The 14,140-nt window shown below is 65.3% G+C and carries 15 protein-coding genes and 1 pseudogene; 15 read left to right on the top strand and 1 reads right to left on the bottom strand.

Annotation, left to right across the window (positions count from 1 at the left end):
* The 9 genes and pseudogenes from glyA to ACKODO_RS10270 form a co-directional block, all read left to right on the top strand.
* A pseudogene (gene glyA / locus ACKODO_RS10310) lies at positions 1 to 405 on the top strand (serine hydroxymethyltransferase); the annotation flags it as partial.
* 206 nt (positions 406 to 611) lie between these two features.
* Complete coding sequence (gene nrdR, locus ACKODO_RS10305) at positions 612 to 1,097, top strand: transcriptional regulator NrdR (protein ID WP_408983351.1); 486 nt, start codon at positions 612 to 614, stop codon at positions 1,095 to 1,097.
* Positions 1,097 to 2,248 (top strand): bifunctional diaminohydroxyphosphoribosylaminopyrimidine deaminase/5-amino-6-(5-phosphoribosylamino)uracil reductase RibD, encoded by a 1,152-nt coding sequence (gene ribD / locus ACKODO_RS10300; protein ID WP_408983350.1) that lies wholly within the window; start codon positions 1,097 to 1,099, stop codon positions 2,246 to 2,248. Before nrdR ends, ribD begins: the two co-directional genes overlap by 1 nt.
* Positions 2,248 to 2,889, top strand: a complete 642-nt coding sequence (locus tag ACKODO_RS10295) for a riboflavin synthase (protein WP_408983349.1) — start codon at positions 2,248 to 2,250, stop codon at positions 2,887 to 2,889. Before ribD ends, ACKODO_RS10295 begins: the two co-directional genes overlap by 1 nt.
* A gap of 41 nt (positions 2,890 to 2,930) precedes the next feature.
* Positions 2,931 to 3,404, top strand: coding sequence for a 6,7-dimethyl-8-ribityllumazine synthase (gene ribH, locus ACKODO_RS10290; RefSeq protein WP_408983348.1), 474 nt, complete (start codon positions 2,931 to 2,933; stop codon positions 3,402 to 3,404).
* A complete protein-coding gene (nusB, locus tag ACKODO_RS10285; protein ID WP_408983347.1) occupies positions 3,401 to 3,919 on the top strand; it encodes a transcription antitermination factor NusB in 519 nt (172 codons plus the stop codon). The genes ribH and nusB overlap by 4 nt, the downstream gene beginning before the upstream one ends.
* A 6-nt stretch (positions 3,920 to 3,925) precedes the next feature.
* Positions 3,926 to 4,921: a thiamine-phosphate kinase gene (gene thiL / locus ACKODO_RS10280; RefSeq protein WP_408983346.1), complete on the top strand. Its 996-nt coding sequence runs from the start codon at positions 3,926 to 3,928 to the stop codon at positions 4,919 to 4,921.
* 26 nt (positions 4,922 to 4,947) lie between these two features.
* Positions 4,948 to 6,141, top strand: a complete 1,194-nt coding sequence (locus ACKODO_RS10275) for an MFS transporter (protein WP_408983345.1) — start codon at positions 4,948 to 4,950, stop codon at positions 6,139 to 6,141.
* A gap of 174 nt (positions 6,142 to 6,315) precedes the next feature.
* Positions 6,316 to 8,466, top strand: a complete 2,151-nt coding sequence (locus ACKODO_RS10270; RefSeq protein ID WP_408983344.1) for a sodium-translocating pyrophosphatase — start codon at positions 6,316 to 6,318, stop codon at positions 8,464 to 8,466.
* Positions 8,467 to 8,923: 457 nt separating this feature from the next.
* Here the strand turns inward: ACKODO_RS10270 and ACKODO_RS10265 are convergent, their stop codons facing one another.
* The gene (locus tag ACKODO_RS10265) at positions 8,924 to 9,373 is read right to left on the bottom strand and encodes an outer membrane protein assembly factor BamE (protein WP_408983343.1); all 450 of its coding nucleotides are present in this window, start codon (positions 9,371 to 9,373) and stop codon (positions 8,924 to 8,926) included.
* 217 nt (positions 9,374 to 9,590) lie between these two features.
* Here ACKODO_RS10265 and ACKODO_RS10260 point away from each other — a divergent pair, with 217 nt between their 5' ends.
* The 6 genes from ACKODO_RS10260 to ACKODO_RS10235 all read left to right on the top strand — a co-directional run.
* The gene (locus ACKODO_RS10260; protein ID WP_408983342.1) at positions 9,591 to 10,121 is read left to right on the top strand and encodes a ubiquinol-cytochrome C chaperone family protein; all 531 of its coding nucleotides are present in this window, start codon (positions 9,591 to 9,593) and stop codon (positions 10,119 to 10,121) included.
* On the top strand, positions 10,118 to 10,735 hold the full coding sequence (locus tag ACKODO_RS10255) for a YceD family protein (protein WP_408983341.1): 618 nt from the start codon (positions 10,118 to 10,120) through the stop codon (positions 10,733 to 10,735). The genes ACKODO_RS10260 and ACKODO_RS10255 overlap by 4 nt, the downstream gene beginning before the upstream one ends.
* 124 nt (positions 10,736 to 10,859) lie before the next feature.
* Positions 10,860 to 11,999 carry a phosphate acyltransferase PlsX gene (plsX, locus tag ACKODO_RS10250; protein WP_408983340.1) on the top strand — a complete coding sequence of 380 codons (1,140 nt, stop codon included), beginning with the start codon at positions 10,860 to 10,862 and terminating at the stop codon, positions 11,997 to 11,999.
* The gene (locus tag ACKODO_RS10245; RefSeq protein ID WP_408983339.1) at positions 11,999 to 12,970 is read left to right on the top strand and encodes a beta-ketoacyl-ACP synthase III; all 972 of its coding nucleotides are present in this window, start codon (positions 11,999 to 12,001) and stop codon (positions 12,968 to 12,970) included. Before plsX ends, ACKODO_RS10245 begins: the two co-directional genes overlap by 1 nt.
* A gap of 158 nt (positions 12,971 to 13,128) precedes the next feature.
* Entirely contained in the window at positions 13,129 to 13,440 is a 312-nt protein-coding gene (locus tag ACKODO_RS10240; protein ID WP_408983338.1) for an integration host factor subunit alpha, read from the top strand.
* Positions 13,441 to 13,566: 126 nt separating this feature from the next.
* A partial coding sequence (locus ACKODO_RS10235) for a MerR family transcriptional regulator (protein ID WP_408983337.1) occupies positions 13,567 to 14,140 on the top strand: 574 nt, incomplete at its 3' end.

Below are 14,140 nucleotides of genomic sequence, written 5' to 3'. Positions count from 1 at the left end.
CATGCCGTGGTCGCCAATGCGAAGGCGCTCGCCGAGACGCTGAAATCGAAGGGTTTCGCCATCGTCACCGGCGGCACGGACAATCACCTGATGCTGGTGGATCTGCGCCCGAAGAAGGTGACGGGTGTGGCGGCCGAGAAGGCGCTGGGCCGCGCGCATATCACCTGCAACAAGAACGGCATTCCCTTCGACCCCGAGAAGCCGATGGTGACGAGCGGCATCCGCCTCGGTTCGCCGGCGGCCACCTCGCGCGGCTTCGGCGTGGCGGAGTTTCAGCAGGTCGGCAATCTCATCGCCGAGGTGGTGGATGGCCTTGCCAGGAATGGCGAGGAAGGCAATAGCGCCGTGGAAGAGGCCGTGAAGGCCAGGGTCCACGCGCTCACCGCGCGGTTCCCGATCTATTGATGGGCACAGGCCGGCTTTTCATGGGAGCCGGCTTGACCTTTCCACCCCTTTCCAACAGGCGAGGATGCATTACCCGATCAATTGGATACCGGTTGATCGAAGAAAATGCGATGAGTTCAAGCAACGGAGCCTGTCTTGCGATCCTTGATCGTCGGCCAAGCTCCGGCCGGGCCGACAGGTCGCGGTTTTCGTTCCGGATTGCCCCGATGCGTTGCCCCTTCTGTGGTTCCTTCGACACGCAGGTGAAGGATTCGCGCCCCGCCGATGATGGCGGCGCGATCCGTCGCCGGCGCGTCTGCACGGATTGCGGCGGGCGCTTCACGACCTTCGAGCGGGTGCAGCTGAAGGAACTGATGGTAGTGAAGCGCTCTGGCCGGCGCGTGCCGTTCGATCGCGACAAGCTCGCGCGCTCCATCGAGATCGCACTGAGGAAGCGCCCGATCGACCGCGACCGCGTGGAAAGGCTGATCAACGGCATCGTGCGCGAACTCGAGAGCCAGTCCGAGGGCGAGGTGACCAGTGAGGGCATCGGCGCGCTGGTGATGGAACGCCTGCGGCGGCTGGATCAGGTCGCCTATGTGCGCTTCGCCTCGGTCTACAAGAATTTCAACGCGGCGGAAGAATTCGGCGACATCCTCCGCGAACTCGGGCACGAGGAAGTCTCCGGCGAGACCGCCGAGGATGGCGGATGATGTCCGCTCCGCGGGACGAAGCCTTCATGCGCGCCGCGATTGCTCTGGCGCGGCGTGGGCTGGGACGCACATGGCCGAACCCCTCCGTGGCCGCGCTCGTCATCGATGAGAGCGTCGAGCCGCCGGTGGTGCTGGGCCGGGGCCGCACATCGCCCGGCGGCCGGCCGCATGCGGAAGCCAACGCGGTCGCCGAGGCCGGGGAGGCCGCGCGGGGTGCGACGATGTATGTCACGCTGGAACCCTGCGCGCGGCGCTCGCAGCGGGTATTCGGGCCGTCCTGCACGGAAATCATTCTGGAGAGCGGCATAGCCCGCGTGGTGATCGGCGCGGCTGATCCTTCGCCTTTCGCGAGCGGGGAGGGGACGGCGGCCCTGCGCAAGGCAGGCATCGCGGTGGTGACGGGCCTTTGCGAGCCGGAGGCGCGCGCGGTGACGCGCGGCCATTGCCTGCGCGTTTCCAGCCATCGGCCCTTCGTGACCCTCAAGCTCGCGCAAACGAAAGATGGTTTCGCCGGAACCGCAGACCGCAAGCCGATCGCGATCACGGGCGAGGAGGCACGCGCCTATGTGCATCGCCTGCGCTCCATCCATGATGCGTTGATCACGGGCAACGGCACGGTGCTGGCCGATGATCCCCGGCTCGATGTGCGCCTGCCGGGCATGGCCGGCATGAGCCCGATGCGCGTGGTGCTCGATACCGAAGGCCGCCTGCCCGCCCATGCGCGGATCATCACGGAAGCGGCCAAGGCACCCGTGCTTGTTCTCTCTGCCAAGGCGCGCAATCCGTTCCTTGGCGTCTCGAATCGGACTGCGAGCCAAGCGGGCCCATCGGGCGGGGAGGGCGAACAGGCTGCTGAAATCCTTGGTATTCCCAAGGCCGAAGATGGCCATCTCGATCTCGCGGCGGCCCTTGGCGCGCTCGCCGCGCAGGGCATCACCCGCGTGATGGTCGAGGCGGGGCCGACGCTTTCCAACGCTTTCGCGAAAGCCGGCTTCATCGACCGCCTCGAACTCCTGACCGGCGCGAATGCCACCGGCCAGGGCCTGCCCGCCATCGGCCCGGACCTTGCCGGATGGATCGCGAAGGCCCACCTCGTGGGCGCGCGCATGCTCGGGCCGGACCGGCTCGAAATTCACGAGGGGAAGGTCTGATGTTCACCGGCGTCGTCACCGATATCGGCACTGTGGAACGGGTTGAGGGCGGCACAAACCTCAAGCGCTTGCGCATCGCCTGTTCGTATGATCCCGCGACGATCGCGATCGGCGCCTCGATCGCCTGTGCCGGCTGCTGCCTCACGGCCATCGCGGTTGGCGGCGAACAGGGTGCTTCCTGGTTCGAGGTGGAGGCGGCGGCCGAGACGCTTCGCCTCACCCATGTCGGGACGTGGCAGAAGGGCACGCGCATCAATCTCGAACGCGCGCTGAAGATCGGCGATGAACTCGGCGGGCATCTCGTGACCGGGCATGTCGATGCCCTCTCCGAGATCGCGTCTCGCGAGGAGGTCACGCCGTCGGATGTGAATTGGGGTGCCACCGCGCGCTTCATGCTTCGCGCGCCGAAACCGCTGCATCGCTTCATCGCGGCCAAGGGCTCGGTCGCGCTCGATGGCGTTTCGCTCACGGTGAACCTTGTGGAGGATGATCTCTTCTCGGTGCTGCTCATTCCGCATACCCTCGCGGTCACGACCTTCGGGGCGCGGAAGGCGGGTGATCACGTTCATCTCGAGATCGACATGATGGCGCGATATGCGGCCCGGCTCGCCGAGACCGCGGCGCTTGCCGAGAGGCAGTGAAGCGCCTAAACGCAAGCGCTCAGGATTTTCAGGAGTTTGTCATGGCCGAGGCCAAGCGCCGGCAGGCGCCGATTTCAGGCGCGCGCGGCGCCCATATCGTCGTGATCGAGGGGCGTTATTACGACGACCTCAACGACATGCTGCGCGAGGGCGCGACGGCGGCGATCAGCGAGGCTGGCGCGGAGTTCGAGATCATCACCGTGCCCGGCGCGCTGGAGATTCCCGTCGCCATGGCGATCCGCGCCGAACAGCAGCCGAAGCCCGATGGTTTCGTGGCGCTTGGCGTGGTCATTCGTGGCGAAACCTCGCATTATGACATCGTCTCGGTGCAGGCGAACCGCGCGCTGATCGACTATGCCACCACCAATGCCATTCCCGTCGGCAATGCCATCCTCACGGTCGAGAACGAGGCGCAGGCGGAAGCGCGCGCCAACCCGGCGAAGGGCGACAAGGGGGGAGACGCCGCCCGTGCTGCGCTCATGCTCGTGGCCTTGAAGCGGGGGGCTGGCCGATGATCGAGCAAGGCAAGAAGATCCGCTCGCGCGATCGCTCGGTCAGCCGGGGTGAGAAGCGCGCCGCCGCGCGCCTCGCGGCCGTGCAGGCGCTATACCAGATGGAACTCGCGGGGAAAGGCCTGAACGAGGTTTTCGCGGAGTTCGAGAGTTTCTGGATGGGCCGGGAGATCGAGGGCGACCAGTACAAGCCCGCCGAGGCGGCCCTGTTCCGGCTCATCCTCGAAGGGGTGCTCGCCGACCAGGTGGCGCTCGACCAGGCGGTGGATCGCATTCTCGAGGGCTGGCCGCTGAAGCGCGTGGAAGCCATCATGCGCGCGACGCTCCGCGCCGGTGCCTTCGAGCTCAAGCATGGCAAGGATGTGCCGCCACGGGTCATCCTCTCGGAATATGTCGATATCGCCTCGGCCTTCCTCGAGAAGGACGAGGTGGGCATGGTCAATGCCGTGCTCGACAGGCTGGCGCGCGACTATCGCGCCGAGGATCTGGCAAAGCCCGCGCCCCCGCGCGAAAGCTGACGCGCCATGACCGGCGCCGCCGATACGCCCGGTGAATTCGAGCTGATCGCGCGCTTTTTCGCGCCGCTTGCTGGGCCGGGCGCCTTCGGACTTGCGGATGATGCCGCCACGCTCGATGTGCCAGCGGGTGAAAGCCTCGTGGTCACCAAGGACATGATCGTCGAGGGCGTGCATTTCTTCGGGAACGACGCGCCTGCTTCCATCGCCCTCAAGGCGCTGGCGGTGAACCTCTCCGATCTCGCGGCCAAGGGCGCGCGTCCCTTCGGGTTTCTGCTCGGGTTCGGGCGCACGCGGGCGCAGGGCGAGGATTGGCTGGCCGGTTTCGTGGCGGGCCTCGCGGCACTCTCGCGCGAAAGCGGCTGTGCGCTGCTGGGCGGAGACACGGTGAACGCGCCGGCGCTCACGCTCTCCGTCACCGCCTTCGGAACCGTGCCCCGGGGGAGCATGGTGCCCCGCCAGGGCGGCGAGCCGGGTGATCTCGTCTATGTCTCCGGAACGATCGGCGATGCGGCATTGGGCGTGACAATGCGCCTCGCGCCAGATGCCCCCTGGGCGCGCGCCCTTGAGCCGGAACACCGCGCTTTCCTGCTCGACCGTTATCTTCATCCCCGACCGCGCAATGCGCTCTCGCCCGCATTGCTCGCCCATGCGCGCGGCGCGATGGATGTCTCGGATGGGCTCGTGGGCGATGCGGACAAGCTCGCGAGCCGCCTTGGCGGGCGTTTCGAGATCGGTGACGTACCGCTCTCGGATGCGGCCCGTGCGGCCTTGCTGGCTGATCCCGCGCTCATCGACACGATCCTCACCGGGGGCGATGATTACGAGATCCTTTGCGTGATCCCACCGGATCGGGCCGTCGCCTTCGAGGCGGCGGCACGGGAGGCAGGCGTGCCCGTGGCATGCATCGGGAGGCTGGGCGAGGTGGGCGGGGTGCGTCTTTGGTGCAACCCGGATGGCCGCGAACGTCGCTTCACGCGGCGCGCCTATGCGCATAGTTTCTGAGGAAACGAGACCAAGAGGAACGTTCCATGGCCCATGATGACGCGCTCGCCCGGCGCAATGCGCTGGTGCTCTCGGGCGCGCAGGCGCTGGCCGGAGCCAATGCCTCGGTGGTGTTCGCCACGGGCGCGCTGGTCGGGGCCGCGCTCGGGCCGTCTCCGGCCTGGGCCACGGCGCCCACGACGACCTTCGTGCTTGGCACGGCGCTGGCCACCATGCCCGCGGCCTTTCTGCTCCGCAGGCTGGGGCGTCGCGCGGCCTATCAATATGGCGCTGCCATGGGGCTGCTGGCGGGTCTCATCGCGGCCTATGCCGTGCGGGAGGGGTCGTTCGCCCTGTTCATGATCGCGACGGCGATGTGCGGCTGCTACCAGGCCTTTGTCGTGAACTATCGTTTCGGCGCGACGGACAATGCGAGCCCCGGCTTCCGCCCCAAGGCGATTGCCTGGGTGCTCGCGGGCGGCATCGCGGCGGCCTTCGTGGGGCCGCAACTGGTGATCCACACCAAGGACATGATGCCGCCCTTCACCTTCATGGCGAGCTATATCGGGCAGGCACTCGTGGCGGGCCTGAGCATTTTCCTGCTGTTCTTCTTCCGGAATGCCCCCGCGCCGGTAGCCGGCTCGCAGGAGCCCGCCCGACCCTTGCGCGAAATTCTGAAGTCTCGCCGCCTGAAACTCGCCATCGGCATTTCGGCCATCGCGCAGGCGCTGATGAACTTCATCATGACCGCGACCCCGCTTGCGATGATCGGCTGCTTCCACACGACGACCGACGCGACCCTGGCCATCCAGTGGCATATCGTGGGGATGTTCCTGCCCGGCTTCTTCACCGGCCCGCTGATTGCCCGGTTCGGCGTCTACAAGGTAATCGCCGCAGGGCTGATCCTGCTTGCGCTCTGTGGCATCGTGGGGCTTTCCGGCATCACGATCGCGCATTTCAACACCGCGCTCATCCTGCTGGGCGTGGGCTGGAACTTCGCCTTTGTCGGCGCATCCGCCGTCGTCGCCGAGGGGCAGAAGCCTTCCGAACGCAACCTGGTGCAGGGTTTAACCGATCTCGTGATCTTCTCGGTCACGGCTCTTGCCTCGCTGTCTTCCGGCAAGTTGCTGGCGGGATTCGGCTGGGCGAGCCTCAACATCGCGCTTTTCCCCTTCATCATCGCCGCTCTTGCGATGGTCGTGCTGCTGCTGCGTGAGGATCGCCGGCGCGTTTCGGGCTGATGCGGCGATTCCCGGTCGAAAACGCAGGCTTGCCCCGAAATGGGGGCTTGGAGAAGTGGTTGAAGCTTTGTAAACCCGTGCGCAACCCGCAGGACCGGACCGTGGCAGGGGGCTTCGTTCGGGGAGCCTGCGGAGAACAAGAAAACTTCGATTGAAACGCGGAACGGGCACGACATGACACCACTTCTCGTGATCATCGCGCTGGGGGCGCTCTCCATCCTTTATGCCGTCATCACCATCAATCAGGTGATGAGCAAGGATGCCGGCAGCCAGCGCATGCAGGAAATCGCCGCCGCCGTTGCGGAAGGCGCTCAGGCCTATCTCAACCGCCAGTACAAGACGATCGCGCTCGTGGGCGTGGTGATCTTCGTCGGCACGTGGTTCCTGCTGGGCTTGCCCGTGGCCATCGGTTTCCTGATCGGCGCGGTGCTTTCGGGCGCGGCCGGCTATATCGGCATGAACGTCTCGGTGCGCGCCAATGTGCGCACGGCGCAGGCCGCGATGCAGAGCCTTGCGGGCGGCCTCGACCTCGCCTTCAAGGCGGGTGCCGTGACCGGCATGCTTGTTGCGGGCCTCGCGCTTCTTGGCGTCGCGGTCTATTACATGATCCTCACGCAGTTCATGGGCCACGCGCCTGCGAGCCGCACCGTGATCGACGCGCTGGTCGCGCTCGGCTTCGGCGCTTCGCTCATCTCGATCTTCGCGCGTCTTGGCGGCGGCATCTTCACGAAGGGGGCGGATGTGGGCGCCGACCTCGTGGGCAAGGTGGAAGCCGGCATTCCCGAGGATGACCCGCGCAACCCCGCCGTGATCGCCGACAATGTGGGCGACAATGTAGGCGACTGCGCCGGCATGGCGGCTGACCTTTTCGAGACCTATGCGGTGACGATCGTCGCGACGATGGTGCTCGCGGCGATCTTCTTTGCCGGCCAGCCGAGCCTTGCGAGCGCGATGATCTACCCGATGATGATCGGTGGCGTCTGCATTCTCACCTCGATCATCGGCACCTATTTCGTGAAGCTCGGCGCCAATGGTTCGATCATGGGCGCGCTCTACAAGGGACTCATCGCGACCGGCGTGCTTTCCATCGGCGGCCTCTGGGTCGCGACGCAGTTCACCATCGGCTGGGGCTCGATCGGCACGGTTGGCGGCCAGAGCATCACCGGCGGCGCGCTGTTCCTCTGCGGCCTCGTGGGCCTCGCGGTAACCGCGGCCATCGTCTGGATCACCGAATATTACACCGGCACCGGCATGCGCCCGGTGAATTCGATCAGCCAGGCCTCGGTGACCGGCCATGGCACCAATGTCATCCAGGGCCTCGCGGTCAGCCTCGAATCGACGGCGCTGCCAACCCTCGTGATCGTCGCGGGCGTGATCCTCACCTACAACCTCGCGGGCCTGTTCGGCACGGCGATCGCCACGGCCTCGATGCTGGGCCTCGCCGGCATGATCGTGGCACTCGATGCCTTCGGCCCGGTGACGGACAATGCGGGCGGCATCGCCGAGATGGCGGGCCTGCCGAAGGAAGTGCGCAAGTCGACCGACGCGCTCGACGCGGTGGGCAACACCACGAAGGCCGTCACCAAGGGCTATGCGATCGGCTCGGCGGGCCTCGGCGCGCTGGTGCTGTTCGCCGCTTACAACTACGACCTGCAATATTTCATCGCGGAAGCCAACAAGGCTGGCTCGACGGCATTCCCCTACTTCAAGGGCATCGGCACGATCGATTTCGGCCTCGCCAATCCCTATGTGGTGGTGGGCCTGCTGCTCGGCGGCCTGATCCCCTACCTCTTCGGCGGCATCGCGATGACCGCCGTGGGCCGCGCGGCCGGCGACGTGGTGGTGGAAGTGCGCCGCCAGTTCAAGGAGAAGCCGGGCATCATGGACGGCACGGAGAAGCCGGATTATGCCCGCGCGGTCGACATGCTGACCAAGGCCGCCATCCGCGAGATGATCATCCCCTCGCTGCTGCCGGTTCTGGCGCCTGTCGTCATCTTCTTCGGCGTGAATGCCATTGCCGGCAAGGCGCAGGCCTTCGCGGCGGTGGGTGCGATGCTCCTCGGCGTGATCGTGACGGGCCTGTTCGTCGCCATCTCGATGACCTCGGGTGGCGGCGCCTGGGATAACGCGAAGAAATCCTTCGAGGACGGTTTCGTGGATCAGGACGGCGTGCGCCACATGAAGGGTTCGGATGCCCACAAGGCGTCGGTGACCGGCGACACCGTCGGCGACCCCTACAAGGACACCGCCGGCCCGGCCGTGAACCCGGCCATCAAGATCACGAACATCGTGGCGCTGCTGCTGCTCGCGATCCTCGCGCATTAACTGGAACGATTGCGAAGCCCTGCCTCTCGGCATGGATTCGCAATCGGCCACTTCAACAATGGCTGGTTTTGGAAACGGCGCTGCTTGCGCCGTTTTTTTTTCCGTTAGCCTCACTCGCATCGAATATGGGGGAGGCTTATTGATGAATAAGAAATTGATCCTGATCGCAGTGTGTTCGGGGCTTCACTTCCAATATTCCGCCGTCCCGGCTCTTGCTTACGATCCGCTTTGCGATCAGGTGAAAAGCCGAGCAGGCAAAGCCCGCTGCCAGTGCAATTCGGACGCGGGAGGTGTCGTCCGGCAGCGCCCGAACGACAGGGGAAAGAGCGCGATTTACTGGTCGCGACCAAATAGGCCAGCCGCCGTCGCTCAGGTCAGCGCATGCATGCGCGGCAAGGGATTTCCAACGTAATCATTCGTCGCTTCGGAGACGACGAGTTTCACGCGGCGGGAAAAATCACACCGCGCTCGCGCCGAGCCGGCGGAAGATGCCGCCGAGGAAGCTCGCTTCCTGCCCGCCGGTGGGGGTGGTGCGCGAGATGAAATCGAACACCACGCCATCCTTCAGGCCGTAATCGGCGACGCGCGTGACGCGGTTCTTGTCATCGAGGTAGAAGGCGATCACCCGCTGGTCGGTGATGCGGTCATTCAGCGCCAGGATGGGGCGCGAGACCTTCTGGGAGATGTAATAATAAGTCTGCCCGCCCACGGTGGAGGTGGTGGAGGGCGTACCCATCACCAGCAGCACCTGTTCGGCCGAGGAGCCAACCTTGATCTGCGCCAGGGCCTTCTCGTCGATCACATAGCCGCGCTGGCCGATGCTCTGATCGGCGCAGCCAGTGGTCACAAGAAGCAGGGCCGCAATCGCCGTGGCGCCAGCCAGGCCGGGCAGGGTGCGCATCGTCATGCGTAGAACTCCATTCGGTCGGAACGGGCTGGCGGAAGATGCGGGTGGAGCCCGCACCTGCAAGCCTGACATTGGGGCCTTCGATGCCCTTTTCCAGGGCGAAAGACAATCATTCGATTGCGGAGAAATGAAGATTGAAAAACGACCCGGCCTACGCCACAAGCGGCGGCAAGGTCGGCTCTTTTCCCGTTTGGTTGTCCCTTACCGCAGGTTTTCGATGTTCGGCTGGTTGTTCCGCTCCCGCTCGGTGCTTGACGTGACAGGGCTGTTCCTCGATCTCGTCGCGGCTGCGCGCAACCCCGTGGCCTATCGGGAGCATGGCGTCGCGGATAGTTTCGAGGGCCGCTTCGAGCGGCTCGCGCTGGTGACGACCCTTGTGTTGCGCCGTCTTTCGGCCTTGCCTGCGCCGGCAGAGGCTGTGGGGCAGGAGGTGGTGGACCAGCTCTTCCGGCATCTCGATGATGGGTTCCGCCGTTCCGGCGTCGGCGATCTCTCGGTCGGCAAGAAGGTGAAGGCGCTGGCGCAGGGCTTTTATGGTCGCGCAGGGGCCTATACTGCAGCGATTGAATCCGGGGATGAGGCGCAACTCCGCGCGGCGCTCGCGCGCAATCTCTACGGCTCCGAACGGATGCCGGAGGATGTGCCGGCCGGGCTTCTGGCCGAGATCGTCGACATGATCGCAACCCTTGATTCGAAGGATCTCGCCGGGCTTCTGGCCGGTGATGCTCTGGCGGGAGGCCGGACATGAGCAAATCCAAGATCCCTGCCAAGATCCCTGCCAAGATTCCGGTCAAGCTCCCTGCCAAGATTCCGGTCAAGCTCCCCGCCCTGCCCTATACCGAGCCGCTTTCGGTCATGACGCTGAAGGGCGAGACGCATCTCGTGCTGAAGCCCGATGCCGAAACACGGGCGCGGATCGCGCAGTTCGCGGGGCTTCACGCGCTCGACCGCTTCGAGGCGCACCTCACGCTCCACCCCCGGCATGATGGCTCCGTGGAGGTCAGCGGCCGCGTGGATGCCGAGACGCAGCCGATCTGCGTCGTCACGCTCGAGCCCTTCGCCGATCGCGTCTCCGAGCCGGTGGAGGCGACCTTCGCGCCGCCGGAGGTGCTGGCGCGCCTCGCCGAGCGTGAAGTGGAGGAAGACGAGGACGCGCTGGCCGATGGCAGCCCGGAATTGCCGGATGCGATCGTCAACGGCCATATCGATCCGGCGGCTCTCGCGGTGGAATATCTGATCCTCGGGCTCGACCTCTATCCACGCAAGCCGGATGCCGACTTCGCCGAGATCAAGGTTGGTGAGGACATGATTTCGCCTTTCGCGGCGCTCAAGGCGCTGAAATCGGATGAGGGCAAGGGCTGATTGCCGCTGCTTGGCGCTTGCAAGCGGCCCCCGCGCATTCTAATCGAACCCATCGGTCTCGCGGGGCTTCCTGCCTGCCGGTTCGAAAGCCGGCGCGTCGGGCCGGTCGAGGAGTGAACACCGGATGAGCGACGAGGCCCAGGCTCACGAGCCGCGCAGAAGCGGGCGCAATCTGCGCATTTCGCTCGATGCGATGGGTGGCGATTTCGGTCCCGCGGTGACTGTGCCTGGCGCGGCGCTGGCGCTGGAACGGCACCCCGATTGCGAATTCCTGCTGTTCGGCCGCGAAAGCGAGATCAACGCCGAGCTCGACAAGCATCCCAAACTCAAGGCCCGCGCGCGCGTCATCCATGCGGATATTGTGGTCCCTATGGACGAGAAGCCGAGCCAGGCGCTGCGCCACGGGCGCTACAAATCCTCGATGTGGTTGGCAATCGACGCCGTGCGCAAGGGCGAGGCGGATGTCTGCTGTTCCGCCGGCAATACCGGCGCATTGATGGTGATGGCCCGTTTCTGCCTGCGCATGATGCCGGGCATCGACCGCCCGGCGCTTGCCTGCATGTGGCCCACCGCGCGCGGCGAGAGCATCGTGCTCGATGTCGGCGCCTCCATCGGTGCCACGGCCGAGAACTTCGTGGACATGGCGATCATGGGCTCGGCCATGGCGCGGATCGTGTTCGATCTGGAGCGTCCCAATGTCGGGCTGCTGAATGTCGGCGTCGAGGAGATCAAGGGCGTCGAGCAGGTGAAGGAGGCCGGCAGCATCCTGCGCGAGGCCAACCTCCCGAACATGCACTATATCGGCTTCGTCGAGGGCGATGATATCGGCAAGGGCCGTTCGGATGTGGTCGTCACGGAAGGATTTGCCGGCAATATCGCGTTGAAGACCGCCGAGGGCACCGCGAAGCAGATCGGCGATTACCTCAGAAGCGCCATCCAGTCGTCATTCCTGGCGAAGATCGGCTATCTTCTGGCGCGCGGCGCGTTCAATTCCCTGCGCAGCAAGATGGACCCGCGCCGAGTGAATGGCGCGGTCTTCCTCGGGCTCAACGGCGTGGTGGTGAAGAGCCATGGCGGCACGGATGCCCTGGGCTTCGCAAGCGCCGTGGATGTGGCCTATGACATGGCGAAATATGATTTGATGGCGAAGATCGGCTCGGCCCTGGCCGAACGCGGCGAATGGGTTCTGCCCGGCGCTTCTTCCGCCATGGTCGAGAACCGCGCCGGCGAAGACCCGGCCGACAGGGAAACGGGATCAGCCTGATGCGTCGCTCGCGAATTGCCGGCGTGGGAAGCTATCTGCCCGCGCGGATCGTCACGAATGCCGAACTTGCCGAGCGGATGGACACATCCGACGAGTGGATCCGCCAGCGCACCGGCATCGGCCAGCGCCACATCGCGGCCGAGGGCGAAACAACGAGCATGCTGGGGCTGAAGGCGGCGGAGGCAGCGCTCGCCCATGCGGGCCTCACCGCACAGGATATCGACCTCATCGTCCTGGCGACCGCCACGCCGGATTACACCTTTCCCTCCACCGCCACACAGGTTCAGGCAGCGCTTGGCATCACCCATGGCGCGGCCTTCGATATCGCGGCGGTGTGCTCGGGCTTTGTCTATGCGCTGACGGTCGCGGACAAGTTCATCACCTCCGGCGCGAACCAGCGCGCGCTGGTGATCGGCGCGGAAACCTTCTCGCGCATCCTCGATTGGGAAGATCGTACCACGGCCGTGCTCTTCGGCGATGGCGCGGGCGCGGTGGTGCTTGAGGCGATCGACGGCAAGGGGGATGCCGCGGATACCGGCATTCTCACCACGCATCTGCGCTCCGATGGGCGTCATCGCGCGAAGCTCTATGTCGATGGTGGCCCGTCCTCCACCGGCACCGTCGGCCATCTGCGCATGGAGGGCCGCGAGGTCTTCAAGCATGCGGTGGGCATGATCACGGATGTCATCGTCGATGCCTTCGCGGCCACGGGCTATTCGGCCGAGACGATCGACTGGTTCGTGCCGCATCAGGCGAACCAGCGCATCATCACCGCCAGCGCGGACAAGCTCGGTATCGCGCCCGGCAAGGTGGTTCTGACGGTCGACATGCATGGAAATACCTCCGCCGCCTCCATTCCGCTCGCGCTGGATGTCGCGGTGAGGGATGGCCGGATCCAGCGCGGCCAGGTCGTGCTGATCGAGGCGATGGGCGGCGGTTTCACGTGGGGGGCGGCGCTTTTCCGCTTCTAGCAAAGCTTGTTGGCAGGGTTGAAGCTTGACCCTGCGACTGCTTGTCAATAGCTTCGGAAAATCAGAAGGATAGTTTTAAAGATTCTGCGCCGGTGCTGGTGCGGCCGCAAGAAGAAGACAATGGTCGCCTTTGGCTCGGTCAATTGAGGGAGTTGAACATGGCTGGGCGCACCATCACCCGTGCCGATCTTTGTGAGGCTGTCTACCAGAAGCTTGGCCTGAGCCGGGCCGAATCGTCGGAACTCGTCGAGACCGTGCTGAAGGAAATCAGCGATACGCTGGTTTCCGGCGAGACCGTGAAGCTTTCGTCCTTCGGTTCGTTCATCGTCCGCGAGAAGGGCGAGCGCATTGGCCGCAACCCGAAAACCGGCGTTGAAGTTCCCATCACCCCGCGCCGCGTGCTGGTCTTCAAGCCGTCCAATGTGATGAAGGCAAGGATCAATGGCGACGATACCGCCGCCGAAGATTGATCTCCAACAAATTCCAGGCGTCTTTTTTCCCGATAAAGATATTCACCGGAATGCCACGCTCCCTTTCGGGCGAACGGGGCAGGCCAACAGGATTCCACGGATTTCGGCACCCTGGGGAGGGGGCTGATGGACAAGGCACCGGACGCCTACCGGACAATCAGCGAGGTGGGCGAGGATCTCGACATCGCGCAGCATGTCCTGCGTTTCTGGGAAACGCGCTTTCCGCAGATCAAGCCCCTAAAACGCGGTGGCGGTCGCCGTTATTACCGGCCCGATGACGTCGAGTTGCTCAAGGGTATCCGGCATCTGCTTTACCGCGAGGGCTACACGATCAAGGGTGTGCAACGAATCCTGAAGGAGCAGGGCGCCAGGGCCGTGCAGGCCGTGGGTCGCGCCGGTGGCCTCGTGCCTGGACTGGAACCGGCCGCGCCCGAGGATGATGTCTTCGAGGATCGTGCAGCGCCGGCGGCCCGTACGCCCCCCGCGCCCCCGCGCCCGGCGCCGGCGCCGCCGCATCCGGACCTCTTCGCGCCAGTCGTTGCTTCAACACAGCCCGCCGTGACGCCTCCGTCCCCTTCACAGGCCGTCGAGCCGTCTTCGATGGCGGCCCGCATGAAGGAGGGGCAGGTCTCGTTCACCCGTGGCGGATTGGGGGCGCGACCATCCTTCATGCCGCCGGACGAACCTTCCACGGCAGAGC

Source organism: Rhabdaerophilum sp., assembly GCF_046092605.1.
Classification (GTDB): Bacteria; Pseudomonadota; Alphaproteobacteria; order Rhizobiales; family Beijerinckiaceae; genus Rhabdaerophilum.
The sequence above is the reverse complement of the archived record's forward strand: the minus strand, read 5'-3'. Positions and strand labels throughout refer to the sequence as shown.